Source organism: Sinorhizobium meliloti (genome assembly GCF_017876815.1).
Taxonomy (GTDB): Bacteria; Pseudomonadota; Alphaproteobacteria; order Rhizobiales; family Rhizobiaceae; genus Sinorhizobium; species Sinorhizobium meliloti.
In genome coordinates, this window is the sequence record NZ_JAGIOS010000001.1 from 3,077,800 (window position 1) to 3,103,810 (window position 26,011).

The 26,011-nt window shown below is 63.1% G+C and carries 29 protein-coding genes and 1 pseudogene; 17 read left to right on the forward strand and 13 right to left on the reverse strand.

Going from position 1 to position 26,011, the window contains the following annotated elements; genetic code table 11:
- Positions 1 to 84 precede the first annotated feature (84 nt).
- Positions 85 to 702 carry a J domain-containing protein gene (locus tag JOH52_RS14890; protein WP_010969551.1) on the forward strand — a complete coding sequence of 206 codons (618 nt, stop codon included), beginning with the start codon at positions 85 to 87 and terminating at the stop codon, positions 700 to 702.
- Between the two features lie 269 nt (positions 703 to 971).
- Here JOH52_RS14890 and JOH52_RS14895 read toward each other — a convergent pair whose 3' ends face one another.
- Positions 972 to 1,565 carry a hypothetical protein gene (locus JOH52_RS14895; RefSeq protein ID WP_015007670.1) on the reverse strand — a complete coding sequence of 198 codons (594 nt, stop codon included), beginning with the start codon at positions 1,563 to 1,565 and terminating at the stop codon, positions 972 to 974.
- 298 nt (positions 1,566 to 1,863) lie between these two features.
- Positions 1,864 to 4,821 (reverse strand): excinuclease ABC subunit UvrB, encoded by a 2,958-nt coding sequence (gene uvrB / locus JOH52_RS14900; protein WP_003535341.1) that lies wholly within the window; start codon positions 4,819 to 4,821, stop codon positions 1,864 to 1,866.
- Between the two features lie 214 nt (positions 4,822 to 5,035).
- Here uvrB and JOH52_RS14905 point away from each other — a divergent pair, with 214 nt between their 5' ends.
- Positions 5,036 to 5,389 carry a DMT family protein gene (locus tag JOH52_RS14905; protein WP_003535339.1) on the forward strand — a complete coding sequence of 118 codons (354 nt, stop codon included), beginning with the start codon at positions 5,036 to 5,038 and terminating at the stop codon, positions 5,387 to 5,389.
- A gap of 29 nt (positions 5,390 to 5,418) precedes the next feature.
- Here JOH52_RS14905 and JOH52_RS14910 read toward each other — a convergent pair whose 3' ends face one another.
- Together JOH52_RS14910 and JOH52_RS14915 are read right to left on the reverse strand one after the other, a co-directional pair.
- Entirely contained in the window at positions 5,419 to 6,009 is a 591-nt protein-coding gene (locus tag JOH52_RS14910) for a hypothetical protein (RefSeq protein WP_010969549.1), read from the reverse strand.
- Positions 6,010 to 6,020: 11 nt separating this feature from the next.
- Entirely contained in the window at positions 6,021 to 6,410 is a 390-nt protein-coding gene (locus JOH52_RS14915; RefSeq protein ID WP_003535335.1) for an acyl-CoA thioesterase, read from the reverse strand.
- 209 nt (positions 6,411 to 6,619) lie between these two features.
- Between JOH52_RS14915 and JOH52_RS14920 the strand changes: the two genes are divergently transcribed.
- The 3 genes from JOH52_RS14920 to JOH52_RS14930 all read left to right on the forward strand — a co-directional run bounded on the left by JOH52_RS14920 (position 6,620) and on the right by JOH52_RS14930 (position 10,668).
- The gene (locus tag JOH52_RS14920) at positions 6,620 to 8,434 is read left to right on the forward strand and encodes a methyl-accepting chemotaxis protein (protein ID WP_010969548.1); all 1,815 of its coding nucleotides are present in this window, start codon (positions 6,620 to 6,622) and stop codon (positions 8,432 to 8,434) included.
- 233 nt (positions 8,435 to 8,667) lie between these two features.
- Positions 8,668 to 9,222, forward strand: coding sequence for a Kazal-type serine protease inhibitor domain-containing protein (locus tag JOH52_RS14925; protein WP_010969547.1), 555 nt, complete (start codon positions 8,668 to 8,670; stop codon positions 9,220 to 9,222).
- A gap of 249 nt (positions 9,223 to 9,471) precedes the next feature.
- Entirely contained in the window at positions 9,472 to 10,668 is a 1,197-nt protein-coding gene (locus tag JOH52_RS14930; protein WP_017266299.1) for an extensin-like domain-containing protein, read from the forward strand.
- Between the two features lie 229 nt (positions 10,669 to 10,897).
- Here the strand turns inward: JOH52_RS14930 and JOH52_RS14935 are convergent, their stop codons facing one another.
- Positions 10,898 to 11,278 carry an NAD(P)-binding domain-containing protein gene (locus JOH52_RS14935; RefSeq protein ID WP_017263222.1) on the reverse strand — a complete coding sequence of 127 codons (381 nt, stop codon included), beginning with the start codon at positions 11,276 to 11,278 and terminating at the stop codon, positions 10,898 to 10,900.
- Between the two features lie 6 nt (positions 11,279 to 11,284).
- A complete protein-coding gene (locus JOH52_RS14940) occupies positions 11,285 to 11,467 on the reverse strand; it encodes a hypothetical protein (RefSeq protein WP_014529448.1) in 183 nt (60 codons plus the stop codon).
- On the opposite strand from JOH52_RS14940, the gene JOH52_RS14945 reads away from it, so the two are divergent.
- From JOH52_RS14945 to JOH52_RS14970, 6 genes are all read left to right on the forward strand, one after another.
- Positions 11,446 to 12,081, forward strand: coding sequence for a LysR substrate-binding domain-containing protein (locus JOH52_RS14945; RefSeq protein WP_010969544.1), 636 nt, complete (start codon positions 11,446 to 11,448; stop codon positions 12,079 to 12,081). The genes JOH52_RS14940 and JOH52_RS14945 overlap by 22 nt on opposite strands.
- Positions 12,082 to 12,220: 139 nt before the next feature.
- Positions 12,221 to 12,511, forward strand: coding sequence for a type II toxin -antitoxin system TacA 1-like antitoxin (locus JOH52_RS14950; protein ID WP_010969543.1), 291 nt, complete (start codon positions 12,221 to 12,223; stop codon positions 12,509 to 12,511).
- Complete coding sequence (locus JOH52_RS14955; protein ID WP_010969542.1) at positions 12,504 to 13,028, forward strand: acetyltransferase; 525 nt, start codon at positions 12,504 to 12,506, stop codon at positions 13,026 to 13,028. The genes JOH52_RS14950 and JOH52_RS14955 overlap by 8 nt, the downstream gene beginning before the upstream one ends.
- Before the next feature lie 205 nt (positions 13,029 to 13,233).
- Complete coding sequence (locus tag JOH52_RS14960) at positions 13,234 to 13,551, forward strand: ArsR/SmtB family transcription factor (RefSeq protein WP_010969541.1); 318 nt, start codon at positions 13,234 to 13,236, stop codon at positions 13,549 to 13,551.
- Between the two features lie 120 nt (positions 13,552 to 13,671).
- Positions 13,672 to 14,598: an ABC transporter ATP-binding protein gene (locus JOH52_RS14965; protein WP_003535323.1), complete on the forward strand. Its 927-nt coding sequence runs from the start codon at positions 13,672 to 13,674 to the stop codon at positions 14,596 to 14,598.
- Positions 14,595 to 15,356 (forward strand): ABC transporter permease, encoded by a 762-nt coding sequence (locus JOH52_RS14970; RefSeq protein ID WP_003535321.1) that lies wholly within the window; start codon positions 14,595 to 14,597, stop codon positions 15,354 to 15,356. The genes JOH52_RS14965 and JOH52_RS14970 overlap by 4 nt, the downstream gene beginning before the upstream one ends.
- A gap of 19 nt (positions 15,357 to 15,375) precedes the next feature.
- Here the strand turns inward: JOH52_RS14970 and JOH52_RS14975 are convergent, their stop codons facing one another.
- Genes JOH52_RS14975 through JOH52_RS14985 form a run of 3 tightly spaced genes read right to left on the reverse strand, consistent with a single transcriptional unit; the run spans position 15,376 to position 17,130 of the window.
- A complete protein-coding gene (locus JOH52_RS14975) occupies positions 15,376 to 16,077 on the reverse strand; it encodes a TIGR02281 family clan AA aspartic protease (protein WP_010969540.1) in 702 nt (233 codons plus the stop codon).
- Positions 16,074 to 16,295 (reverse strand): DUF1289 domain-containing protein, encoded by a 222-nt coding sequence (locus tag JOH52_RS14980; protein ID WP_003535317.1) that lies wholly within the window; start codon positions 16,293 to 16,295, stop codon positions 16,074 to 16,076. Before JOH52_RS14980 ends, JOH52_RS14975 begins: the two co-directional genes overlap by 4 nt.
- 46 nt (positions 16,296 to 16,341) lie before the next feature.
- The gene (locus JOH52_RS14985) at positions 16,342 to 17,130 is read right to left on the reverse strand and encodes an adenosylcobinamide-GDP ribazoletransferase (protein ID WP_013844518.1); all 789 of its coding nucleotides are present in this window, start codon (positions 17,128 to 17,130) and stop codon (positions 16,342 to 16,344) included.
- Positions 17,131 to 17,268: 138 nt separating this feature from the next.
- On the opposite strand from JOH52_RS14985, the gene cobT reads away from it, so the two are divergent.
- Positions 17,269 to 18,285, forward strand: coding sequence for a nicotinate-nucleotide--dimethylbenzimidazole phosphoribosyltransferase (gene cobT / locus JOH52_RS14990; RefSeq protein ID WP_003535313.1), 1,017 nt, complete (start codon positions 17,269 to 17,271; stop codon positions 18,283 to 18,285).
- Between the two features lie 204 nt (positions 18,286 to 18,489).
- On the forward strand, positions 18,490 to 18,903 hold the full coding sequence (locus JOH52_RS14995) for a diacylglycerol kinase (protein ID WP_010969538.1): 414 nt from the start codon (positions 18,490 to 18,492) through the stop codon (positions 18,901 to 18,903).
- Between the two features lie 28 nt (positions 18,904 to 18,931).
- Here the strand turns inward: JOH52_RS14995 and JOH52_RS15000 are convergent, their stop codons facing one another.
- The gene (locus JOH52_RS15000) at positions 18,932 to 20,467 is read right to left on the reverse strand and encodes a sensor histidine kinase (RefSeq protein WP_107010505.1); all 1,536 of its coding nucleotides are present in this window, start codon (positions 20,465 to 20,467) and stop codon (positions 18,932 to 18,934) included.
- Between the two features lie 149 nt (positions 20,468 to 20,616).
- Between JOH52_RS15000 and JOH52_RS15005 the strand changes: the two genes are divergently transcribed.
- The 3 genes from JOH52_RS15005 to JOH52_RS15015 all read left to right on the forward strand — a co-directional run bounded on the left by JOH52_RS15005 (position 20,617) and on the right by JOH52_RS15015 (position 22,511).
- Entirely contained in the window at positions 20,617 to 21,336 is a 720-nt protein-coding gene (locus tag JOH52_RS15005; RefSeq protein ID WP_013844517.1) for a thermonuclease family protein, read from the forward strand.
- Entirely contained in the window at positions 21,329 to 21,958 is a 630-nt protein-coding gene (locus tag JOH52_RS15010; protein ID WP_010969535.1) for a uracil-DNA glycosylase family protein, read from the forward strand. The genes JOH52_RS15005 and JOH52_RS15010 overlap by 8 nt, the downstream gene beginning before the upstream one ends.
- A gap of 64 nt (positions 21,959 to 22,022) precedes the next feature.
- Positions 22,023 to 22,511, forward strand: a complete 489-nt coding sequence (locus JOH52_RS15015) for an Lrp/AsnC family transcriptional regulator (RefSeq protein ID WP_003535303.1) — start codon at positions 22,023 to 22,025, stop codon at positions 22,509 to 22,511.
- 44 nt (positions 22,512 to 22,555) lie between these two features.
- On the opposite strand, the pseudogene JOH52_RS15020 reads toward JOH52_RS15015, so the two are convergent.
- From JOH52_RS15020 to JOH52_RS15030, 3 genes and pseudogenes are all read right to left on the reverse strand, one after another.
- Positions 22,556 to 23,252, reverse strand: a pseudogene (locus JOH52_RS15020) (DNA alkylation repair protein).
- Positions 23,249 to 24,118 (reverse strand): NAD(P)-dependent oxidoreductase, encoded by an 870-nt coding sequence (locus JOH52_RS15025; protein WP_010969533.1) that lies wholly within the window; start codon positions 24,116 to 24,118, stop codon positions 23,249 to 23,251. Before JOH52_RS15025 ends, JOH52_RS15020 begins: the two are co-directional and overlap by 4 nt.
- Positions 24,119 to 24,185: 67 nt before the next feature.
- The gene (locus JOH52_RS15030) at positions 24,186 to 25,013 is read right to left on the reverse strand and encodes a class I SAM-dependent DNA methyltransferase (protein WP_003535118.1); all 828 of its coding nucleotides are present in this window, start codon (positions 25,011 to 25,013) and stop codon (positions 24,186 to 24,188) included.
- Positions 25,014 to 25,257: 244 nt separating this feature from the next.
- On the opposite strand from JOH52_RS15030, the gene JOH52_RS15035 reads away from it, so the two are divergent.
- Entirely contained in the window at positions 25,258 to 25,983 is a 726-nt protein-coding gene (locus JOH52_RS15035; protein ID WP_003535111.1) for a DUF2270 domain-containing protein, read from the forward strand.
- Positions 25,984 to 26,011 lie beyond the last annotated feature (28 nt).

The window sequence follows — 26,011 nt, forward strand, 5'->3', positions numbered from 1 at the left end:
TTAGGTTGAGCCTGCGCTCTCCCTACGGGCCTCGCGGGCTTGCTGCTGCCGCGGCGAACCGGTAGGTCTATACCGGAGACGAATATGCGAGTTGACGATGAGCAGGTGGCCGGCGTGATCGATCCCTATGCCCTCCTTGGAATTGAGCGCGACGCCGACGAACGGGCGGTCCGGACGGCCTACCGTCGGGCGGTGAAGACCGCGCATCCCGACCGCGGCGGTGATGCCGAGAAGTTCGGCAAGCTGCAGGCGGCCTACGACCTCCTGAAGGACCCAGTGCGCCGCAAAGTCTACGATGACACCGGCTACGATCCGCAACTCGCCGACCCGAAAGACCTGAAGGGCCTGATGATGCTGGAGACGCTCGTCAACGATTTCATTCTCGACGAGCGCGAGCCCGGCAGTTTCGATCCGGTCGCGGCGATGCGGCGCAAGCTCTCCGACGACATCGTCAAGAACCGCTTCCACATTTTGGAACTGGAACGCCACCGCTCCCGCGTGCGCAAGCATCTCGACCGCCTCGGCCGGCGGCCCGAGACAGACGTGCTCGGCTCCATGCTGCGCGCCCGCAGCCAGTCGATCGCCGAGGCGATCAGGAATGCCGAAGCCCAGATCGAGGCGATCGAGCAGGCCTACACCATGCTCGAGGGATATTCCTACGAATTGGAAGCGGTGGAGGCGAAGGCGCGCGCGGCGGAGTAGAGCAGGTGCCGCCTGTCCATGCCAGGGTACCGCTCGTTGGAGCACTTCCACTGTGAAATAGGTTCCCGTCCGGCCGTGGTTACCTTCAGAGCTGGATGCTCGCCGGCAACGCACCCGGATCTGCACGCATGTAGTGCGCGTGGTCAGGGCGCGGACGTCGTGCCGGCTATGAAAAGCCGGCACGACGTCCTGGTCATTTGCGGTCGAGCGCTCTTGCAACCAATCCTTCAGTGGCCCGACTTCCCGCCATCGCGGTGATCGTGACCTGGTTAATCCTGATTACCTTTGAGGCCGCCATCTTGGCTGCCTTTGCCGTTGTCCTGGTTGCCGTTGTCCTGGCTGCCCTTGCCGTTGTCCTGGCTGCCTTTGCCGTTATCCTGGCTGCCCTTGCCATTGTCCTGGCTGCCCTTGCCGTTGTCCTGGTTGCCCTTGCCATGGTCTTGGTTACCCTTGCCGGTGTCTTGGCCACCGCCACCGCCGGGATCGCCGCCGCCGCCGCCGCCGCCACCGCCGCCACCGCCGCCACCGCCGCCGCCGCCACCGCCGCCGGGATTACCACCGCCGCCGTCATCGCCGTTCAGGTTGCGAGGACCGCTGTCGGTGGAGGTCGTGGAAAACGAATTTCCGATGGCCGCCGTGGAGAGGGGCGGGCATTGCTCTATTTGCCCGGCCGTGAGGATATCCGCTCTGTTCTGAGCCATGCAGCATGCTTCGTAATTGGCGTCCGTCAGAGGGCTGCACTGCTCAGCCACGAGCATGGGGCCCGTAAGGTTCTGGGCGTGCGCGGGAATCGTTGTCGAAGTTGAAAAACCGACCATCAGAGCCAGGCCGGTGCTCGTAAGAAATACATCCAGGGTTTTCATGTTTTTCTCCCTAAATTAGTGTCAACTTAAATTCGAACCGGGAGAGAAATGTTCCATAAAAATTTATGGGTTTGAGTGGTATGTCGGGCTAATCATTTCGGATTACCACTAAAAAAAGGGGGTAGTTAGCGTATCCTTGGACGCGTTCTTACGGCCGCCTCTTGCAGCGACCCTCTCGAGCAATTCGACGGTCCGGAAAGGCCCAGCACCGGGTGGAGCCGGTTGCGACTGCGGCGGCAGCGAGTGCTTCGTGATCGGTAAGCGGCTCAGCAGATCGTCGGATTCTGATACGACCGGCTCACCGTCCCGGACGCCCTGTCTTGCCCTTTGTCCGGCTCTTGCGCCGCTTTTCCTCCGCCGGATCCTCGTAGGACCCCACGCCCGGCTTGGCGCGGGTGAGGGTCGGCTTCTCCGGTGCCTGTCCCGGTACCGGCTTCTCCGTGCGGCCGACGGTCATTTCGTCCAGGGTGTTTTTCCTGAATAGCGACTGCCCCTCATCTGCCTTTCGGGCACCTTCTTCTCGGCCGCGGGAAGAAGGGATCGCCACGTCGCGGCCCATTTCATCGAGTTCGGGTTTGCGGAAGAGGGGACGTTCGGTGTCGGTCCCCGGTCCCATATTGTCGAGCGAGGGCTTTTGGAAGTAGGACTGTGTCTTTCCCTCCCCATCGCTTTTCGCCTCCCCAACACTCCCCACAAGGGGGAGGGAGTCCGTTGTGCCGGGCACCCCCTTGCTGGCTCGCTTGCTGCTCTCCTGCGATTTCGCTTCCTCTCGCGCCATCGGATCGTCCAGCACTGCCAGTTCGGCCGCCTTGAGGCGCTTGATCTCGTCGCGCAGGCGTGCGGCCTTTTCGAAGTCGAGGTCCGCGGCGGCGTCGCGCATCTGTTTTTCGAGTGCGTTGAGGTGCGCCTGGAGATTGTTGCCGACGAGGTGGCCGCCATCGGCAAAGCCCTTGCCGGCGACGCCGGAGATATCGGCGCGGACATGGTCGCGTTCGTAGACCGAATCGAGGATGTCGGAGATCTTCGCCTTGACCGATTCGGGCGTGATGCCGTGCTCGGCATTGTAGGCCATCTGTTTCTCGCGGCGGCGGCTGGTCTCCTCCATCGCCCGCTGCATCGAGCCGGTGATCGTGTCGGCATAGAGGATGACCTTGCCGTCGACGTTACGGGCGGCGCGGCCGATCGTCTGGATGAGCGACGTTTCCGAGCGCAGGAAGCCTTCCTTGTCGGCGTCGAGAATGGCGACGAAGCCGCATTCGGGAATATCGAGACCCTCGCGCAGGAGGTTGATGCCGACCAGCACGTCGAAGGCGCCGAGGCGCAGGTCGCGGATGATCTCGATGCGCTCCAGCGTGTCGATGTCGGAATGCATGTAGCGCACCCGCACGCCCTGTTCGTGCAGATATTCGGTCAGGTCCTCGGCCATGCGCTTGGTGAGCACGGTGACGAGGGTGCGGTAGCCCGCGGCTGCGGTCTCGCGGATCTCGCCGAGCACGTCGTCCACCTGCGTCTTGGCGGAGCGCACCTCCACCGGCGGATCGATGAGGCCGGTCGGACGGATCACCTGTTCGGCGAAGACGCCGCCGGCCTGTTCCATCTCCCAGGCGCCGGGGGTTGCCGACACGGCGATGGTGTCGGGGCGCATCGCGTCCCATTCCTCGAAGCGCAGCGGCCGGTTGTCCATGCAGGAGGGCAGGCGGAAACCGTATTCGGCGAGCGTCGCCTTGCGGCGGAAGTCGCCGCGATACATGCCGCCGATCTGCGGAATGGTGACGTGACTCTCGTCGATGAAGATCAGCGCATTGTCGGGAATATATTCGAACAGCGTCGGCGGCGGCTCGCCCGGCCTGCGGCCGGTGAGATAGCGCGAATAGTTCTCGATGCCCTGGCAGGAGCCGGTGGCCTCGAGCATCTCGATGTCGTAACGGGTGCGCTGTTCCAGCCGCTGCGCTTCCAGAAGGCGCCCGGCGCGTTCCAGTTCGGCGAGGCGCTGGCTCATTTCCTCCTTGATCGCCTTGATCGCGGCGTTCAGCGTCGGCCGCGGCGTCACATAGTGCGAATTGGCGTAGATCTTCACCGACTTGAGGTCACCGGTCTTCTGGCCGGTGAGCGGATCGAACTCGGTGATCGAGTCGATCTCGTCTCCGAACATCGAGATGCGCCAAGCGGCATCTTCCAGGTGGGCGGGAAAGATTTCGATCGTGTCGCCGCGCACGCGGAAGGAGCCCCGCTGAAAATCCATGTCGCGGCGCTTGTATTGCTGCGCTACGAGGTCGGCCAGGAGTTGCCGCTGATCGAGCCGGTCGCCGACACTCATCTGGAAGGTCATTGCCGTATAGGTCTCGACCGAGCCGATACCGTAAATGCAGGAGACCGAGGCGACGATGATGACGTCGTCGCGTTCGAGCAGCGAACGCGTCGCCGAGTGGCGCATACGGTCGATCTGCTCGTTGATCGAGGATTCCTTCTCGATATAGGTGTCCGAGCGCGGGACGTAGGCTTCCGGCTGGTAGTAATCGTAATAGGAGACGAAATATTCGACCGCGTTGTCCGGGAAGAAGTTCTTGAACTCGGAGTAGAGCTGCGCCGCGAGCGTCTTGTTCGGGGCCAGAATGACGGCCGGGCGCTGTGTCGCCTCGATCACCTTGGCCATGGTGAAGGTCTTTCCCGAGCCGGTGACGCCGAGCAGCACTTGATTGCGCTCGCCCGAGGTGAGGCCGTCGACCAGGTCCGCGATCGCCGTCGGCTGGTCTCCGGCCGGCTCGTAGTCCGATTGCATGCGGATCGCGATGCCGCCTTCGGACTTTTCAGGCCGGGCCGGGCGGTGCGGCGTCCAGAGCTTGCCGTCCTTGAACAGCGGATTGCCGCTCTCGATGAGCTTCGCAAGCGCCTCGACGGTGGCGGTGACGCCGGAGCCCGAGGTGAGCTTGTCGGCATCCTCCAAGGCGACATCGAGGCCTGCCACCGGATTGAGCCCCGCGGCCGCTCGCGTCTTCGGATCGGTCGTTCCGCCCATCGATGTGCCGCGGGCCGATTTCGACGCGGAGATCTCCACCTTCTTGCGATGCCTGCCGGCCTTGGAGGCAACCTCGCGCCGGCTCTCGAAGGTGCTCGCTTCCGCTTCCGATTCGAGCTGCTTCACCCAGTCGGAGACATTGCCGGAGAGCGGCGTACCGGAAAGCGGCGCCTGCGGGGCTTCTTCGAAACCGCCGGGTGCCGACGATTTCTTCGGGGAATTCTTCGTTGATCTGGCCATGGCGGGAATATGGACAGAGTCAGGTCGAAAGTGAAGGGGGAACGAGTACAAAAGGGAAACGGAAAGCCGCGATCTTCTCGTCGTTTCCCGGACCTTCGAGGCGGCGGCTTGAACCGACGGTCGCATCGTTGCACTGGCAGCCTAAGGGCACTTGCAACGCCGGCACTCGGCGGAGCATCCTCGGCGTGCGATTCGCGCTCTTCCCGAGGTTTCCATGCCATTTGCCATCAATCCTGCCTATGTCTGGCCGGTCATCCTGCTGCTCCTCTCCAATGTCTTCATGACCTTCGCCTGGTACGGCCACCTGAAGTTCACTTCGTCGCCGCTCTACATCGTCATCGTCGCAAGCTGGGGGATCGCCTTCTTCGAATATTGGCTGGCCGTGCCGGCGAACCGCATTGGACATTCGGTCTATTCGGCGGCGCAGCTGAAGACGATGCAGGAGGTGATCACGCTTACCATTTTCGTCCTCTTCTCGATTTTCTGGCTGAAGGAACCGATCGGCTGGCATCAGCTCATCGGCTTCGCGCTGATCGCGCTCGGGGCGTCGTTCATCTTCAAGGGGTGAGACGTCGCCACGAGGGGCGTTTGCCCCTGTCAATCGAGAAGGTCGAAGGCGCGATACATCCATGTGAGCTGGTAAAGAACCGCGCCCACCAGAAAAGACGCATGGAAGCGCCGGTCGGGCGTGACCGCCGCGATGATGCAGAGCGCGATATAGGCCGCGTTGCGCAGCGGATATTCGATCCCGAAGGACTGGAAATAGGCCTTGCCCTTCAAGGCCGTGTCGATGAGGTCGACTGCGAATGCGATGGCGAGGAAGCCGAAGAACCAGGCGCGCCTGGACATGAAATAATGTTCGTAGCCGCTGTATTCGTCGAGCGTCGTCGGGAAGAGGAAGACGCAGAGGAGGAAGAAGACGCAGCTATAGAGGATGACGAACAGGTAGACGCTGACGTCGATCACCGCCAGCGAGTGCAGGTGATACTCCCACCACCAGAAATGGACGAGGAAGACGAACATGAACAGCACCCAGCCGAGGTGTATCCAGTAGACCTTCGTCTTGCCCGGGTGCTGCACGAAAAGCGCGACACCGCTGAGGAGCCGCGCAAGCGAGAGGCTGATCACCATGCCCATGACGACGCGTATGTGCGAAAAGATCGCCGGATCGGGCTGCACCTGCTCCATGAATGCGGCCCCTATTGCTCGGACGGAACCGGCGTCGGCTTGCCGGTCGAGTCGAGCGCCACCATCACGAAGATCGCGTCGGTGACCTTTTCCATGACATGCGAGAGGTAACGCTGCGCCCATGCCTCGACCTTGAGCGTCATCGACGTCCGCCCGACCGTGACGATGTCGGTATAGATGCAGAGTGTGTCGCCGATCTTCACCGGCATGGCGAAGGCCATTTCCTTTACCGCCGCAGTCACGACGCGGCCCCTGGCGCGCTCGGCGGCCCGGATACCGCAGGAAAGGTCCATCTGCGCCATGACCCAGCCGCCGAAGATGTCGCCGGCGGCATTGGCGTCGCCGGGCATTGCGAGCGTGCGCAAGGTCAGTTCGCCATTCGGCTTGCTTGCTGCGTTCATTCGGCCTGTCTCCCTGTTGACGAACAAGGTTTAACGCACTGCCGTCAGGCGAGCAAAGAGGCGCCGGAACAATTCCACGCTGAAGAAGCAAAGGCGGCACGCGTGACGGTTTTATCGTTAATTTGATCACCCTCAAATCTAGTGAGTGTTTGTTAGGAGCTTTGCAAATAACCGCTCATATTCTGCATGCCTCGAAATGGAGGCAGGGGATGAGAAGAATTCGGATTTCAGCGCGTCTTTACGCGCTGGTCGCGTTTGCGCTTTTGACGATGGCGGCGGCGCTGACCTTCGGACTGATCCAGGCGCAGGACAAGCTGGTTGCCGAGCGCAAGGCCATGCTCGCGGCGATGAACGAGAACGCGATCACGGTGTTCGACGCCTATCACGCCCAGGAAAAGGCCGGAACGCTCACGCGCGAGGAGGCGCAGGGCTGCGCTCTGGAGGCGATCCGGGCGATGCGCTATCAGGACAGCGGCTATTTCTGGGTGAACGATATGCATCCGAAGATGGTGATGCATCCGATCAAGCCCGAACTCGACGGCGCCGACCTGACGCAGAACAAGGACCCGAACGGCAAGTTCCTGTTCGTGGAATTCGTCAAGACGGTGCAGGCGCACGGCAAGGGCTTCGTCGATTATTACTGGCCGAAGCCCGGCGCCGACGAGCCCGTGCTGAAATATTCGCATGTGGCCGGTTTCGAGCCCTGGGGATGGGTGGTCGGCACCGGTGTTTATGCAGACGATCTCGCCGCCATGTTCCGCGAGCGCGCCTGGCAGATGGCCGGCATTCTGGTCGCGGCAGCGCTCGCGATCCTCATGGCGGCCTTGGCGATCGTGCGCAGCGTCGTTCGGCCCATCGAAAAGCTGAAGGTCTCGATGCGGGCGATCGCAGACGAGGACCTTTCCTCGGATGTTCCGGAAACCGATCGCGCCGACGAGATCGGGCAGATGGCGAAGGTGCTCGTCGTCCTGCGCGACTCCGTCAGGGAGCGCCTCGAACTGCGATCGCGCGAGGCGGAGCAGCAGGACCGCCTCGACGCAGAACGGCGCGGCCACGAGGAGCGCCAGCGTACGACTGCCGCAACCCAGGCCGAGGCGATGGAGACGCTCGGCGCCGCGCTCGAGCGGCTGGCAAACGGCGACCTCACCGCCGCGGTCGCCCGGATCGCGCCGGAATATGCCAAGCTCAAGGACGACTTCAACACGGCGGTCGCCGCGCTTCGCGACGTCATCGGCGCCATTTCCCGATCCACCGAAATCGTCCATGGCAGTGCCGCCGATATATCAGAGGCGGCCAACAACCTGTCGCGCCGGACCGAACAGCAGGCGGCGGCTCTTGAAGAGACAGCCGCGGCTCTTGACGAGATCACCTCCACCGTACGTCATGCGTCGGGTCGTGCCCTCGAGGCGCGCGACATGGTCGACGAGACGAAGGCGAGCGCCGCAAAATCCGGTGATATCGTGCGCAACGCGATCGATGCCATGGGGCGGATCGAAGCCTCATCGAGCCGGATCAGCCAGATCATCGGCGTGATCGACGAGATCGCCTTCCAGACGAACCTGCTGGCGCTGAATGCAGGCGTCGAGGCGGCGCGGGCAGGGGAGGCCGGCCGCGGTTTCGCCGTCGTTGCCCAGGAGGTCCGCGAACTCGCGCAACGCTCGGCCGGCGCGGCAAAGGAAATCAAGGCGCTGATAGGCACCTCGGTGAAGGAAGTCGGTGCCGGCGTCGAACTCGTCCGCTCGACGGGTGATGCGCTGATGGAGATCGATGCTCTGGTCAACCGTGTCAACGAGCAGGTGGCCGCGATTGCGACCGCTGCTCGGGAACAGGCGACCGGACTGCAGGAGGTCAACACGGCCGTCAACAGCATGGACCAGATGACGCAGCAGAACGCGGCAATGGTCGAGGAGACGACCGCGGCAAGCCAGACACTGGCGCAGGAAAGTCGTGAGCTGAAGGCGCTGCTCGAACAGTTCAGGCTCGAGGAACGGGGCGCGCAGCCGGCCTATGGCAGGGCAGCGTAAACGATAACAGCAAGCGTAGCGGCGACAAGGCCTGCGTTCGGAAGGACGTGGGCCTCTTCGTTAAACCTGCGTCGCTCGGGCGGGTGAGCCTGCTCCTGTCGGTGGTGAGTGGATGGCGCATCTCGCGGGAGTTGACGCGTGGCCGCAAGACAGGCGAGATGGTGCGACGGAAGGACGGTCGCTATCGCGCGCCGATCCGGCCGCATCCGAGATGCCAGTCAAGGGGGAGACCTGTGTTGCCTTTCAAGCGTTTCATCATGAAGTCTGCCGCCATCTTCCTGGCCGCCGCCGGCTTCCTTTCTGCCTGTACCGTGGTCGTCGACGAACCGCGCCCCGGTCCGGGGCCGATCCGCCCGCCAGGCCCGCAAATGTGCACGATGGAATTCGCGCCGGTCTGCGGCGAGCGCGGCAATCGCATGCGGACCTTCCCCAATGCCTGCCAGGCACGCGCCGACGGCTTCCGTGTCGTTCATCGCGGCGAATGCCGCCCGGCATCCCGTCCGCCGGAAGAACAGGCCTGCACGCGCGAGTTTTCGCCGGTGTGCGGTCAGCGCGGCCCGAGAAGGCAGACCTTCCCCAATTCATGCGTGGCGCGCGCCGAGGGTTTTCGCGTCGTCGCACCCGGCGAATGCCGCCGCGAGGATGATCGCCCGCAGCAGCCGCAATTCTGCACCCGGGAATTCGCGCCGGTCTGCGGCGAGCGCAACGGACGATCAAGAACATTCCCGAATGCCTGCGAGGCACGGGCGGACGGGTTCCGCGTGGCTCATCCCGGGGAATGCCGTTAACCGGACGAAAACCGACGTTGAAAAGGCCCGCATTCGTAAGGATGCGGGCCTTTTCTTTTGTGCCCGCTCGCCTGATTTGGCGTGCCGCCGGCAAGGCTTCGTTTACCACGTTTGCTTAAATTGCCTTGCAAAGCCGACTTTCTCGACCGAGCGCCCGTTTGGCGACATTCCGCACGTTCATTCTCGGCTGTGGGCAGGCGGCGCACGGACAAGGCCGAAGCTTTGTCATGGATGAAGGCGGCAATCAGTATGGCGTATGTTTCTCTTCTTCATCGTCCATTGGCGGCGCTGCTGTTGTCCATTCCACTCGTTGCCTGCACGACCGACGTGCTTGCGCCACCGGCCAGGATCGACGGGAGCTCTCGTGTCGGCGCGATCAGGCCGGCGCCTGCAGCCATGCCGGAGCAGGAAGTCGCTGCCTATCCGTCGTCAGAGCCGGTCGCCATGGCCAGCCAGACCTCGGTTGCCCCGGTTTCCGATAATGCGGCCGTTGCGCCGCAGGGCCAGGTCGCCGCGGCCGGATCGATGACGGTTCCGCCCGAGGGGGTGAACATGGACGCCATGCTCGGCGTCGAACCGGTCGTCGGCCTGGCGCAGGAGCAGGCCGGTGAAATCGCCGAGGGGAATACGACGCAGCCGGTCGTGGCCGGTATCGGCGACAGCGATGTGCGCCAGCTTGCCGGAGCGCCGCAGCCGGTACCGGTGGCTGAGGCGAATCCCGGCTATGATCCCGACCTGCCGCCCCTTGCGCCCGCGCAGAGCGCGGCCGAGGAAGCGAATCGAACGCATGTACTCCAGCCGCAGCGGGCGACGCGCACCGAGCAGCCGCAGCAGGTCGCTTTCATACCGCGCGCCCGCAGCCCGGTGTCGACGCCGGAATATACCGGCGAAATGCCGGGCTCGGAGGTCGCGTGCAGGCAGCGGTTGAAGAAGCTCGGGGTCGTCTTCCGCGACGTTCCGCGAGTCCATAACGGACCGTCCTGTGGCATCGACTACCCGATCGAACTCAGCGGCCTTTCCGGCAATATCGGCGTCAAGCCCGCGGTGAAGCTCAATTGCCAGGTGACGGAAGCCTTCGCCAAATGGGTGAAGTATGAGCTCGCGCCATCGTCGCGCTACCGTTACTGGTCGGGCGTCAAGACGATCAAGCCGCTCGGCGGCTATTCCTGCCGGACGATGAACTCCCGGCGCGGCAATCCCATGTCGGAACATGCGCGCGGCAACGCGATAGACGTCGGCAAGTTCGTGCTGAAAAACGGCAAGGAAATCGATGTACGCAGGAAAGGTCTCTTCGCTTTCCGCGAAAGAGGGCTCTTGAAGGCCGTGCGCACCGATAGCTGCAAGTATTTCAACACCGTGCTCGGCCCCGGCAGCGATCCTTTCCACAAAGACCATTTCCACTTCGATCTGAGGACGCGCAAATCCGCCTACCGGCATTGCGACTAGGCGCGGCCTGAAAGCGCCCCTGCTCGACAGACCGGATTCGGTATTAGCCTCTGGCGACGCTGTGCGGTAGATTTTCTCTATGCGGCGGATATCGGCCAGCTCGACGCTACATCGTAGCTAAATAACGATACATATTATATTTAACCGTATACTTATCATTGGAGGTGGCCACGCCTGCAGCGCGTCTTGCTTGGAACGACATCCTCTACCAGAATAGATTTGAATGCTTTCACCACTTGGAACCCGGAAGGAGCCTTGGCAGCACCTTGGCGGTCGCAAACTCAACGCTGTCCAGTTCCGGCACTGGACCAAGATGCGGGAAGGAGTTCTGCGGGTTCAGCGCAGCCTTTTTCTTTAGCGGCGTTGCCGGATTGGCCGACAACAATTGCAGATGGATCGGCGCGATAAGCATTTCACCGAACGCGGCAACGTCATCCACCGTCCCGACCTCGCAACCGATGGCCGATACGCCGGATCGTTTCGGTCGTCTGGAATTGCTCAACATGACCTGATGACCGGCTTTCACCGCAATCGATCCAACGGCCTGTGCCATTCGACCCGCGCCTATGATCCCGGTCATCTTTGTTCCTTCCGTGCCTATGGCGTTCATCTGAGTTCAACGCGACAAGGCTTCCGCCTGCATCGCCTTCTTGCCTCCGAAGACAAGGAAGCTCATCAGCGCGAGGCTCCAAGCCGAGACTGCGCCATAGAGAGTGACCCAGCCGATGCCATGCGCCAGCGCGTCGCGGGCCGTGTCCGTGCCTAGCGGTCGAGGTCTTGGTCGATAATTCGCGCGCACTGCTGGACGCCTATGAGGACGGAACGCTGGACGCCGTGATCGTGCGCAGCGACGACGACCGGCGGGACGGAGAAGTGCTCGGCCCCGAGCATTTCGGGTGGTTCGCGTCATCGGATTTCGAGCATCACACTGGCGAGCCGTTGCGGATCGCAAGTCATCCTTCGTGCTGTACGGTTCGAGAAGTGGCGACACGCTTGCTCGATGCCGCTTCGATTCGGTGGACCGAGGTATTCGTTGGCGGCACCTCGGCGGTGACGGCAGCATTGTCCGCCGGTCTTGCGGTTGCTGCATTCCCTTGTCGGCTGGCAACTGCGGACATGATCGAGGTTAGCCAGATGCTCAACCTGCCGTCAATTCCGTCATTGTCCATCGTTCTGCACTCGTCCCTGACTGACCCCAAAACGCGCGAAACACTTCGCGCGATCACCGCGGCGTTCAGTGAGCATCGCAGGAACAGCAACAAGCAAATCAGCCTCGTTCCCTCGGAGTGGCCGGACGGAAAGCGCCCCGACAAAGAGAGGCCGGCTAATGACAATCGCCCAACTGATGGAGATGCCGGCAACGAAACCGACGTCGCCGCGCGGCTCGCGGTGGTGCTGTCCATCCCCGCCTGATCGGCAGGCGCGTGGCGCGTGAGGACTTCGAGAAGGCCATGCGTGCCGCCAATGACCCGCGCCGAATCCGACGACGAGAAGTAACCATCTTGATTTTCTTTAGTGGTACGGGTATCGTCCGTACGTAACGGAGATCGATATGGCCCAGACGCTTCCCAACCGTGACGACCGCATCGAATTGCGCACCACGCGCGAGGAAAAACGGCTTCTCACCGCCGCCGCCGCCCATGAGCGGCTGGACGTGACCAGCTTCATCATGCGCGCTGTTCTGCCCGCCGCCCTCGATGTGGTCGAGAACGCCGAACGCATCTCGCTCTCGGAGCGGGACTCCTTGCGCCTGCTCGACCTTCTGGAAAACCCGCCCGCTCCGACGCCGGCTCTGCTTGCCGCAGCACGCCGCCGCATTGCCCGAGGCGGGAAGAGTGCTTGACTGGCGCGAAGAGCCCATCGGACGCAACCATGACCGCAAGGCGTTCGATTGCGGCACGCCGGAACTGAACGAATATCTGCGCCGACATGCCCGCCAGAACCATGAGGGCGGCGGCTCCAAGACCTTCGTGGCGGTGGCTCCGTCCGCGCCCGAAAGCATCCTCGGCTACTATTCCATCAGCCCTGCCTCGATTGCCTTCGCAAAGGTCCCCGATTTCCTGACCAAAAGGCTGGGGCGCTACGAGGTCGCCGTTTACCGGCTTGCCCGTCTGGCCGTAGCGCTGCCATTGCAGGGTCAGGGGCTTGGCGGCGATCTGTTGCTGGCAGCGGGCGCGCGGGCGCTGGCCGTGGCCGCGCAGGTCGGCGGGGTGGCGCTGGCTATCGACGCCAAGGATGAAAAGGCGGCGCGCTGGTACGAGCGTTTCGGCGCAATGCCACTGCTTGACAGCAGCCCGCTCAGCCTGATCCTGCCGTTCAAGACCATCATCGACGCTCTGGACGCCGCGCAGAGCGAATAACCGATCAGAAAGGCCTCCGTCACGCTCCGCATTGCCCGTTACGCCTGCTCCGAGAACCAGCGTAACGCCTCCGTCGAGGACCAGTTGCGCCAGTGCCGCGAGCGTACGGACCGCGGCGGCCGTCTGCCGGAACCGGAGGCCGATGGCGCCCGTTACCTGAAGTTCAACGCGCTCAAGGGAGCAGCGTGGGGCTGAGGGCCTGACCATGGGAACGGTGACCAAATTCCGGAATATACGCCCTTGCATGACCGAAAGGGCAGACGAAGCTGCGGCGCTGCTCAAGGCGGCGGCGAACCAGAACCGGCTGATGATCCTGTGCACGCTCATCGAAGGCGAGCACTCGGTCGGTCAGCTGGAAGAGATGCTCGGCATCCGCCAACCGTCCTTGTCGCAACAGCTGACCGTGTTGCGTGAGGCTGGTATCGTCGCAACACGACGCGACGCCAAACAGATCTTTTACCGGCTCGCCGAGGAGAAGGCCGTAAGGCTGGTAATGGCGCTCTATCAGATATTCTGCCGCTGAAGCGACTGATTTGACGGAGTGTCAACGCAAATTTGGCTTGGATGGGCTGCAAATCCATGTGAATCGGCCCATATAGAGCAGCACCCTGCCGACTTTGCACCTCTTCCCCGGATCTGTTTCATGGCGCCAATCGTTTCCGTCTCCAATCTGTCGAAGACCTATGCCTCGGGGTTCCAGGCTCTGAAAGGCGTCAGCCTCGACATCGAGGAGGGCGAAATTCTTGCCCTCCTCGGTCCGAACGGCGCCGGCAAGACGACGCTCATCTCGATCGTCTGCGGTATCGTCAATGCGACGGGCGGCAAGGTTACCGTCGGCGGCAACGACGTCGTGCGCGACTTCCGCCAGACGCGGGCGATGATAGGCCTGGTGCCGCAGGAACTGACCACCGATGCTTTCGAGACCGTGTGGAACACCGTTTCCTTCTCGCGCGGGCTTCACGGCAAGAAGCCGGATCCGGCGCATATCGAAAAGGTGCTGAAAGACCTCTCGCTCTGGAACAAGAAGGACAGCACGCTGCGCGAGCTTTCCGGCGGCATGAAGCGGCGCGTGCTGATCGCCAAGGCGCTCTCGCACGAGCCGCGCGTCCTTTTCCTCGATGAGCCGACGGCCGGTGTCGACGTCAGCCTGCGCAAGAGCATGTGGGAGGTCGTCCAGCGGCTGCGCGCTTCGGGCGTGACGATCATTCTGACGACGCACTACATCGAGGAAGCGGAGGAGATCGCCGACCGGATCGCGGTGATCAACAGCGGCGAGATACTGCTCGTCGAGGACAAGAACGCGCTGATGACGAAACTCGGACGCAAGCAGCTGCGCGTCGATCTGGCCCAACCTCTGGAGCGGGTTCCCGATTCTCTCGCCTCCTACAATTTGTTGCTTGAGGGCGAAGGCGAACGCCTGATCTATGAATACGACACCAGCGCTGACCGGACGGGCATCACGTCGCTGCTCGCAGCCCTGGCCGAGGCGGGCATTAGGCTCCGGGACATTTCCACGAGGCAGAGTTCGCTCGAGGATATTTTCGTTGAGATCGTGGAGGCGGGGCGATGAACATAGAAGCAGTGAAATCCATCTATTTCTTCGAAATGGCGCGCACACGCCGCACGCTTCTGCAAAGCGTGGTGTCGCCCGTCATCTCCACCTCGCTCTATTTTATCGTTTTCGGCGCCGCCATCGGTGGGCGCATCCAGGAAATAGACGGGATTTCCTACGGCGCCTTCATCACGCCCGGGTTGATGATGCTGACGCTTCTGACGCAGTGCATCGGCAACGGCTCATTCGGTATCTATTTCCCGAAGTTTACCGGCACGATCTATGAGGTGCTGTCGTCACCGATATCCATGCTGGAGATTGTGCTCGGCTATGTGGGGGCGGCGGCGACAAAGGGGATGATGATCGGCACGATCATTCTTGTCACGGCCTCGCTGTTCGTCGATCTCAGCATCGCTCATCCCTTCGTGATGCTTTTCTTTTTCGTTCTGACGGCGGTGACCTTCAGCCTGTTCGGTTTCCTGATCGGCATCTGGGCGAAGGATTTCGAGCAGCTCAACCTCATTCCGATGCTGGTGGTCCCGCCGCTCGTCTTCCTCGGCGGCAGCTTCTATTCGATCGACATGCTGCCGCCATTCTGGCGGGCAGTAAGCCACTTCAACCCGGTCCTTTATCTGATCAGCGGCTTCCGATGGAGCTTCTTCGAGATCTCCGACGTAAATCCGCTCGCCAGCGCGGCAATTATTCTCGTCTTTCTCGCCCTCTGCATGTCCGCCCTGACATGGATATTCCGGACCGGGTACAAGCTGCGTAACTGAGGCTGGATCTGCTGGGGGCTCAGTCCCTGAGCCGAAGCTCGTCGCTGCGCATCTGCAGGAAGTCGAGGGTCGAGAGGAAGCTCATGCCGAGCAGGCTGCTGTCGAGTCGCCCCTCGGCCGCGACCATGGCGCGGATATTCGTCCGCCGGATCGGTCCGATGGCGATCTCCGGCAGGATGACCGGGGCCGCAAGTGCCGGCCCGTTCGCGGTCATGACAGTGATCGTGTAGCCGAGATCTGCGACCTCGAGACCGGCCCTGGCCGCGTCCTCATGGGTGAGCACGACACTGCTCGCACCGGTGTCCACAAGCATGCTGACCTCACGCCCGTTGATCGTCGCATCGGCGGCGAAGTGGCCGTCGATCCGCTTGTGCAGCACCACCTCCTGCTGACCCTCGCTGTCGGTGATGACCATTGCCCGGCCGGGCATAAGGCCCGCCAGTACCCGGTCGCCGACGGACTGGAGCTCGAAGCGGTAGACATAGAGTGCAACGAGGACGAGCGCGATCAGCAGCCAGATCGCGATCTGCGTCAGCCCTTCTCCCAGTGTTCGGCGGCTTCTGACGATACCAGCCGCAAAAAGCGTTGCCAGAGCGCCGAGGGCAACGAGCTGCCCGAAGTCGTCGTTGTTCATGCCGAAAGTTCGGCCGGAATCGTGATTGAGGATCAGCAGCACGAGGCCGATGCCGAGTATTGCGAGGAGGATGATCAGTCTGCTCATGCGCCGTTTCGTTCTCGCGCCATGCGCGACCGGCGCGTCTCCCGCCGCGGTTTGCGCTCGACCGTTTCCAGTCGCGCCGGCAAGGCCTGCATGATGCTGTGCCGTTCGGTGTCGGTGTAGAGCGTCCAGGCGCCGATCTCCTGACGTGTGCGCCCGCAGCCGAAACAGTAGCCGGTCCTATCGTCGATCGTGCAGACGAGAATGCAGGGAGATTCCATGATCAGGACAATGCTCTGCTGTTTCGTTCGAAAATATATCGGCCTTTCAGATGGCCAGTGCAAGAGCGCCCAGAACGGCGACCTCCGTCAGTTGCTGGGTTGCGCCGATGGTGTCGCCGGTATGGCCGCCGAGCTTGCGTGAGGCGATCCGGGTGAAGCCTGGCACGGCAAGGCCGAAAGCGGCGAACGAAAGCAGGACGGCGACGGTCGGGATGCCGGCGAGGAAAAACAGCACGAGCGCGAGGAGAACGCCCGAGCCGAGCGCAACCGATGTCGCCCCCGGCTCGGGAATGCCCGCCGAGGCGGCGACCCCGCCGCGGCGGGCCGGCGGAAGGCGGGACCAGTGCCAGACCATCGCGGCGCGGCTCAGCGCAGCGGTTGCCAGCAGCGCGATTCCGCCGCCTGTCGGCGTCAGCAGCGGCAGGAAGGCGGCAAGGGCGGAGACGCGAAGGCCGAACGAAAGAATGAGGGCAACCGCGCCATAGGTACCGATGCGGCTGTCCTTCATGATCTCCAGCGCGCTTTCCCGATCGCGCCCGCCGCCGAAACCATCGGCCGTATCCCCAAGGCCGTCCTCATGCAGGGCGCCGGTGACCATCGCCTGCACCGCGACGACGAGGAAGGCGCTGAAGAGCGAGCTCGCGTGAAGCGCGCCCAGAATGAACGCTATCGCGGCGGCAGGAAGGGTGATGAGGATAGCCGCAAGCGGGAAAGCGCGCACGGCGCGGCCGAGCCCGCCGTCATAGCCGTGGAAATATCGATCCGGCACGGGAATGCGGCTCAAGAAGGCAACCGACCGTGCGACGTCATCCCAGAGCTCGCGAATATCTGCCATCTCGTCTCCCGCATCCCGAATCGCCCGGCGTTCCGCGGGATCATGCGAGACGACGGCAATTGGCGCAAATGCCGTTGCCGCGGGCGGCCTCACACTCTATGACGAGCCCCGAGCGAGTTCACATTGCAAGGATGATCCATGAGCGCCAGCGGCCTGCCGTTTGATGATTTCCGCGAACTACTGCGCAATCTGCCGGGGCCGGACACGGCGGCACTCGTTGCGGCGCGCGAGCGGGACGGGCAATTGACGAAGCCGCCCGGCGCTCTCGGGCGCCTCGAGGAAATCGCCTTCTGGCTTGCCGCCTGGACGGGACGTCCGCCGGCGGTCAACCGGCCGCTTGTCGCGATCTTCGCCGGCAATCACGGCGTGACCCGTCAGGGGGTGACGCCCTTTCCGGCTTCGGTGACGGCGCAGATGGTCGAGAACTTCGCCGCCGGCGGTGCTGCCATCAACCAGATCTGCGTAGCACACGACCTCGGCCTCAAGGTCTTCGATCTGGCGCTCGATTATCCGACCGGCGATATCACCGAGGAACCGGCTCTCTCGGAGCGTGACTGCGCCGCCACCATGGCTTTCGGCATGGAAGCGATCGCCGGAGGCACGGATCTGCTGTGCATCGGCGAGATGGGCATCGGCAACACCACGATCGCGGCCGCAATCAATCTCGGCCTCTATGGCGGCACGGCAGAGGAATGGGTCGGCCCCGGTACCGGTTCGGAAGGCGAGGTGCTCATGCGCAAGATCGCTGCTGTCGAAAAGGCCGTTGCGCTGCACCGCGACCACTTGTCCGATCCGCTCGAAGTCATGCGGCGGCTTGGCGGCCGCGAGATCGCGGCGATGGCGGGCGCAATTCTCGCCGCGCGGATGCAGAAGGTGCCCGTCATCATCGACGGCTACGTCGCGACCGCGGCCGCGGCGATCCTCAAGGCCGCCAACCCGGCGGCGCTCGACCATTGCCTGATCGGCCATGTTTCAAGCGAGCCCGGTCACATGCGGGCGATCGAGAAACTCGGCAAGACACCGCTCCTGGCTCTCGGCATGCGGCTTGGCGAAGGCACGGGTGCGGCTCTTGCAGCAGGCATCGTCAAGGCGGCGGCTGCCTGCCACAGCGGCATGGCGACCTTTGCGCAGGCCGGCGTAAGCAACAAGGAGTAGGGCACGCTCCGGCGCTTGCTGTCGATTGGCCGTCATGCGTGCTATGCTCGTGCCGTGCAGCTATTGATGCGGGGCGGCTTCTCGCATATCCGGGAAGCGCCGGGTCATCGGTTCGGGCGGCCTCGCAATGCGGCATTGGTGCCGCCTTTGATTCGCCTCAATAGGAACGTCGAAGCTGTGCCATCTCCCAACCCGCGAGACGAAATGGACGCCAAGAACACTACCTCCCGCAACGGCACCGCCGCGCCGGTCCACAAGCATCGTGGTATCCGGCATCTTTTCGCCGCGGCCAGCTATTCCTTCGGCGGTGCGAAACGCCTGATCGGCGAGGCGGCATTCAGGCACGAACTCATCGCCTTCGCGGTCGCGATGGTCGCGTTCATGATCGTCGGCGCGAACCTGTTCCAGTACGTCGCGATGGCAATCCTGTTTCTGCTGATGATGGCCTTCGAGGCGATCAACACCGCGATCGAGGAGATCGTCGACCGCGTCTCGCCGGAGATCTCCGAAATGGGCAGGAACGCAAAGGATCTCGGCTCCTTCGCGTGCCTTTGCCTCATTCTCGCCAATGCGGCCTATGCGCTGTACGTGATATTTCTCGCTCGCTTCCTGGGCTGACCAGCAACGCGGCGCCGCATGCAGATGATCAGGCAAAGCTCCTTCGCCGGCGGGTGAGGGAAGGGACGTCCTCGACCGGGGGCAAGCTATGCAGTACGCGACGCGGCGGCAGGATGGCGATCGCCTCGGTGCCTTCCCGGAGTTTCGAGCGCAGGATGAACTGGCCGCCATGCTTGACGAGGATCGCCTGGACGATCGGCAGTCCGAGGCCGGTACCCTGTTCGGCGCTCTTGATGGCGATCGAACCCTGGCCGAAGGCGGAAAGGACGATCGGGATTTCCTCTTCCGGAATGCCGGGGCCGTTGTCCCTGATCGAAAGATATTGTCCGCCGCCGGCGGTCCAGCCGACCTTCACGCTGACCTCACCGCCCGACGGGGTGAACTTGACGGCATTCGAAAGAAGGTTGAGCGTCACCTGGCGCATGGCCTTCTCGTCCGCCCAGACAGACGGCATCGCCTGTTCGAACTGATGGCCGATGGTTATGTTCTTGCCGCGAGCGCGGAGCTGAACCATGCCGATGCAATCCTCGACGATCTCTGCCAGGTTTACCGCATCCTCGCTGAGCTCGTACTTGCCGGCTTCGATACGCGAAAGATCGAGAATTTCGTTGATGAGATTCAAGAGGTGCTCGCCGGAGCGATGGATGTCCAGCGTGTATTCCTTGTAGGTCGGGTTGCTGAGCGGCCCGAGTACCTCTGTCGACATGACCTCTGAGAAGCCGAGGATGGCATTGAGCGGTGTGCGCAGCTCATGCGACATCGAGGCTAGGAAACGGGACTTGGCGAGGTTCGCTTCTTCCGCGCGGCGGCGAGCCTCGTCCGACATGGACTTCGCCACCTCGAGTTCGGCGATGAGATCGTCCTTTTCGGACTGTACCGAGAGAATATGGACGTTGGCGCGGTTCATCCTGTCGGTCATGAACGCCAGGAAGACGAGCGAGAGCGCCAGAATGCCCGTGAGGCCGATATCGACCGCGTCGCCGGTCCTGAGTGAGGAGAAGCCGAGCGCGGCCAGGACCGGCAGAAACGTGTAGTAGAGGGCGTTGCGCAACAGGAAAGTGCCCATGGCGGTGACCGCAAGGGCAATGAAGAGCACCGTTCCCTCGAAGAGTCCGGAAGCGATCTCGCCGCAGGACGCACAGTCCGGGAGCGTGAAGATCGCCCAGCACAGGCCGGTCAGCATCTGGCCTGCGAGGAAGCGGCGGCGCCAGACGGACACTTTTTCGGTGACGACATCCTCGCGCTTGGCCTTTCGCGCGAGAAAGATGGTGACCGCATGCGCCGAAAGCGCCAACAAGGCCCAGGCGAGAATATGCGGGTCGCCCGATAGGTAGATGCCGCTGACCGCGATCAGGATCACGAGGAGGGGCAGGGCCATCGCGCCGTGGAGCACGGACTCGATGTGGAGCAGGAGCATTTCCCGTTCGAAGCCGGACGGTGCCGAGGAGCCGGTCTGCAGCCGCTGACGCGTCGCGCGAACGGTCTTCGAAACAGCCTTGTTTCGATGGCTCCGCGACTTGTCCACGATGATCTTGTCGGTCGATGTGCTGGCGGCGATGCTCATGCTTCTGGTCAGGATTGGGTTCAGCTTGCACTCTAGGATGCAATCCTTAAGAAGTTGCTGCCCCCATGAAGGATTCGACAACCATTGTGGCGCGATTGCGGTTTTCGAGGTCGGAACGCGGGCAGGAACAACACGAGGAGGCGCTGGGCGTGAAGTCGCAGAACCGCAGATTTCGGATTGTCGGCGGCAGCGGCGCAGGCCCGGGCTCTGCTGGAAGGCGCTTTGGCTTCGGTCGCTCCGGAGTTCCTGCCCGGCGAAAAAGGCCGTCCGGCAGCGGCGGCATGGCCGGCGGGTGGATCTTCCTGGTCCTGCTCGGTATCGGCGCCTATATAGCCGCGCAGCTGCCCGCGCCGGAACGCCCCGTGACCGGCGAGTTGAGCGGCCCGGCGTCGGCGAGCGATGGCGACAGCCTGCGGCTCGACGGGCGCCGCATACGCATCGAAGGCATCGATGCCCCGGAGATCGGTCAGATGTGCCGACGCGGGGAAACCGCGTGGGACTGCGGCGCGCAGGCGCGGCGACGGTTGGTTGCTCTCGTCGCGGGAACAACAACCGTCTGCCGGCTCCATGGCCGCGATCGCTATGGCCGGGAACTGGGTGTCTGCGCGGCTGGCGGGGCCGACCTCGGAAGAGAGATGGTCCTCTCCGGTCATGCGGTCAGCTATGGGCTCTACCGTGACGAAGAGGAAACGGCGCGAACCGGCCGGCTGGGTCTCTGGGGAGGCGATTTCGTGAGGCCGCAGGAATGGCGGCGTTCGAACGGCGGTGCGGAGGAGGCCCCGCACCGGGCGGGTGACTGGCTGGAGATCATTATCCAATGGCTTCAGGAGCATTCGAGCGCGATCATGGCGAGGATCGGCGGTGACTGAGGAGCAGCTGCAGGCGTTGCGGGCGGCGATCTCGGTCTGTCGCCGGTGCCGTGACGAGCCGGCGCGCGGCGAAGGCCACCGGCTGCCGCACGAGCCGAGGCCGGTGGCGGTGCTTTCCGCGTCGGCTCGGATTCTGATCGCCGGGCAGGCGCCCGGCCTGCGGGTCCATGAAAGCGGTCTTCCCTTCAACGATGCTTCGGGCGATCGGCTGCGGCAATGGCTGTCGGTGGACCGGGCGGCATTCTACGATCAGCGAAACTTCGCGATCGTGCCGATGGGTTTCTGTTTTCCGGGCTACGACAGACACGGCAGCGACCTGCCGCCGAGAAGCGAATGTGCGCCGCTGTGGCGGCAGAGGGCGATGGACGCGATGCCGCAGATCGAGCTGGTGCTGGCGGTCGGCCATTACGCGCAGCGCTGGCATCTCGGAACGGACTGTCCGAAATCCATGACGGAGACCGTGCGCAACTGGCAACGCTACGCGAAACGCAATTCCGGCATCTCCGTATTGCCGCTGCCGCATCCGAGCTGGCGCAATACCGGCTGGCTCCGGCGTCATCCCTGGTTCGAGGCCGAGCTGCTGCCCTTCCTGCGTGAACGGGTGCAGGCGCTGACGATCTGAAACAATTTTCTTTATTTTCATAAATCCCGCGCTATGAAGGGAAAAATATTCGAGAGGACTTTCCATGGATCGCCTAGACCGCAAGATCCTGCGGCTTTTGCAGGAAGACTCGACCTTGGCCGTAGCCGACCTCGCAAAAAAGGTCGGGCTTTCCACCACGCCATGCTGGCGGCGCATCCAAAAGATGGAAGAGGAGGGCGTGATCCGCCGCCGTGTCGCGCTTCTCGATCCGGTGAAGGTCAACACCAAGGTCACCGTATTCGTGTCCGTGCGCACCAATTCGCATTCCATGGAGTGGCTGCGGCGGTTTTCCGAAGTCGTGGCGGATTTTCCGGAAGTGGTGGAATTCTATCGTATGAGCGGCGACGTGGATTATCTCCTGCGCGTGGTCGTTCCGGATATCGCGGCCTATGATGCCTTCTACAAGCGTCTGATCGCCAAGATCGAGATCCGCGACGTTTCCTCGGCCTTCGCCATGGAGCAGATCAAATATACGACGCAGCTGCCGCTCGATTACATGGTCATCGACCAGGCAAAATCGAGCGAGGATTAGAAGACCGGGTCGTTATCCCCGGGTCCAGCCCGGGTAGGCGACCTTCATGCGGGAAGCCCCAGTCGCTCGCGGACCTTGCCGTTCGTCAGTTCGCGGAGCGCGTCCTTGCCGGTCCATCGTGCCGTGCGGTCCGTGCTGGCCGCGAGCTTTTGCGCGAGCGCCAGGGCCGGGCCGTGGCAGGCGGGGCTGCGCTTGCCGATCTGCCTGAGTGCCCAGTTGACCGACTTCTTCACGAAGTTGCGCTCGTCGGCCGCATGAGTCTCGATCAGCGGCAGCCAGGCAAGCAGCGTCGAATCCGGTTCCTTCTTGAGATGCACGGCGGCTGTTGCGATCATCGCGAAGGCCAGGCGGCGGACGAATTCCCGCTCATCGGCGGCGAATTCAGGAATGAGGACTTGCTCGAGGCGCGCTGCGACGAAGAGGTCGGCAACGGTATCGACCACTTCCCAGGAGTTGCAGGCATTCGCCCATTGCCGCGCTTCAGCGAGCGTCAGCGCCTTCGGGTCCGCGGTGAACGCTGCCAGCAGACGTGCTTCGCGGATGCCGGAAGTCCAGAGGTCGAGCGCGGGCATGGTCGGTCTTTACCATGCGGGCGACGCGGCGAAGCTGGACGTTCGAAAGCCCCAGGGCGGTTTCGGTCGCAATGCCGAAGCGCGCCATGCCGGCGATGTTTTCGTCCGAGCCGAGGGCGCGGAGGTGTTCGATGATCTCTTCCGCCGTCGACGCCGGACCAGGCGTCATTTTTCGAGGCGGGCCAGCAGGGAAGACGTATCCCAGCGATTGCCGCCGAGCGCCTGGATGTCGCCGTAGAACTGGTCGACGAGGGCAGTCACCGGAAGCTTGGCGCCGTTGTGCCGGGCCTCGGCGAGGACGATATCCAGATCCTTGCGCATCCAGTCGACCGCGAAGCCGAAGTCATACTTGCCTTCGTTCATGGTCTTGTGGCGATTTTCCATCTGCCAGGAACCGGCCGCTCCCTTGGAGATGACCTCGATCACCTTCTCGATGTCGAGCCCTGCTTTCTTGCCGAAATGGATTCCCTCTGCGAGCCCCTGGACGAGCCCTGCGATACAGATCTGATTGATCATCTTGGTGAGTTGGCCGGCGCCGGCGGGGCCCATCAAACCGACCATCCGGGCATAGGCTTCGATGACGGGCTTGGCCTTGTCGAAGGCTCCCGCATCGCCCCCGCACATGACGGTGAGCACGCCGTTTTCCGCTCCGGCCTGTCCGCCGGAGACCGGCGCATCGATGAAATGCGCACCCTTCGCCGCCGCCGCCGCATAGAGCTCGCGCGCAACCGCGGCCGATGCCGTCGTGTTGTCGATGAAGACCGACCCGGGTGCCATCGTTTCGAAGGCGCCGTTCTCTCCCGTGGTTACGGAGCGGAGGTCGTCGTCGTTGCCGACGCAGGCGAAGACGAAATCCTGGTCCTTGGCCGCCCCGGCCGGCGTTGCCGCGGTCCGGCCGCCGAATGCCGCTGCCCATTGCTCCGCCTTGGCGGCGGTCCGGTTATAGACCGTGACATCGTGCCCGCCGCGGGCCTTGAGATGACCGGCCATCGGGTATCCCATTACGCCGAGACCGATGAATGCGACTTTGGCCATTTCCTTGAGACTCCGTTTGCGATGGCATGTTCCGCCCGACGATAGCCGCGGTCGCAGCAGCCTTCAATCAGGGTTTGAAGCGGGCGATCACCAATTGGCCGGCAATCGGCTCGCCTTCCTCCATGCGCACCGTGATGTCGGTGATGTCAACGATCTCGAACCCGGTCGCCGCCAGGCGTTCGCGCAGGTAGGTCTCCGAGTGGGCGAAGCGCTGGTGCGGTCCGACGGCGAAGCCTTGCCCCGCCGGAGTCTCGTCCGGCAGGCTCTCGCTCGAGAAGATCAGGAGCCCGCCCGGCACCATGTTGTCAACCGCGCCGAAGAACAGCGGCTCCAATGCGCCGATATAGGGCAGGACGTCGGTTGCGGCGATCAGGTCGAACGGTTCGTCGTCATTGTCGTCGAGAAAATCGACCGCCTCTGCAACATAGAGCGTCTCGTAGAGGTCCTTCTCATGGGCGATCTCCACCATGTTTTCCGAAAGGTCCACGCCGGTTATGTCTTCCGCCATGTCGCGCAGCGCACCTCCGGTCAGCCCGGTGCCGCAGCCAAGATCGAGGACGCGCTTGAACGGTCCGAGCCCGAGCGCCTGAATCCGCTGGCGCACGAGCAGTGGCACGCAATAGTGGAGCTGGTCGACGAGAACATTGTCGAAGACGTCGGCGTGCTGATCGAAGAGCGTTGCCACATAGGCGTCCGAAGCCTTGAGCGGCGTCTCGCCGCGGCCCATCGATGCCAGCCGAACGGCGGCACCGCCGTGGTCCTCCGGGTCGATTTCCAGAACTTCCCGATAGGCGGCGGCGGCCGCGTCGAAATGCCCGGACTTCTCCAAGGCAAGCGCGCGGTTATAGGCCTCTGCGAGGGCTTCCTCGTCGATCTTCTTGATTTTCTGCGTCATGGGCGCTTCTTACGACCCCCGGCGGCCTTTGACAATCGCCGGTCGCGGCCGTTCCTGTAAGTGGCCCCCGATTCCTGCGGAGTCATAAGATCTCGCGGCGCGAGGGAGGGTCTCCCGAGTGAGCAGAATAATGGGAACAATCGCCTGCGGCAAAGATTTTGACCAGGTCGGGGCGCGCGGCATTTAACCTTGATCGAAAAGGAGTCATCATTCCTAAAAGAATGAAAAATCCGGAGGAATGCCGATGTCTGCCGAATTGAGCCCGTTGACATTGGAAACGGAGATACCGGAGCGGCAAACGCCGCCTCTGCCGCAGACACCGCAGGAGACGATCAACGCGATCATCCACTATTATCGCGGCGAAATCGGGCGGATGGCCGGTTGGCGGGACCGCATAGACCGAACATCGAACTGGGCGATCACCGTGGTCGCAGCGATGCTTTCGGTTTCGCTCTCGACGCCGTCGTCCCATCACGGTGTCCTTCTCTTCGCCATGCTGCTCATCAGCCTGTTGCTGCTGATTGAAGCGCGGCGTTACCGTTTCTTCGACGTTTATCGTGCCCGCGTGCGCCAGATGGAACGCGGCTACTTCGCGCAGATCCTGTGCCCTGAAGGCACGCCGAGCTTCAGATGGTCGGTGTCGGTCGCCAAGAGCCTGCGCCAGCCGGCTTTCCTGATGGGCTACAGGGAGGCCCTCTGCCGGCGGTTGCAGCGCAATTATTGCTGGATGTACCTGATCCTGCTCCTGGCATGGGCACTGAAGATTTCCTCCCCGAAGATTTCGAGCACGGGAGAGCCCTTCGGCCATGTCCGTTCCTGGGCCGATGTTGCCGAGAACGCCGCTCTCGGTCCGGTGCCGGGCGTTGCCGTGGCGATTGGCGTCGCGCTCTTCTATGCGGTCGTGCTCTACGGTTCCCTCCACAGGGCGACAGGCGCCGGCGAATTGGCTCATGGCGAGGTTCATGTCTGAGACGCTGCGTGCGCCGCTGCGCCGCATT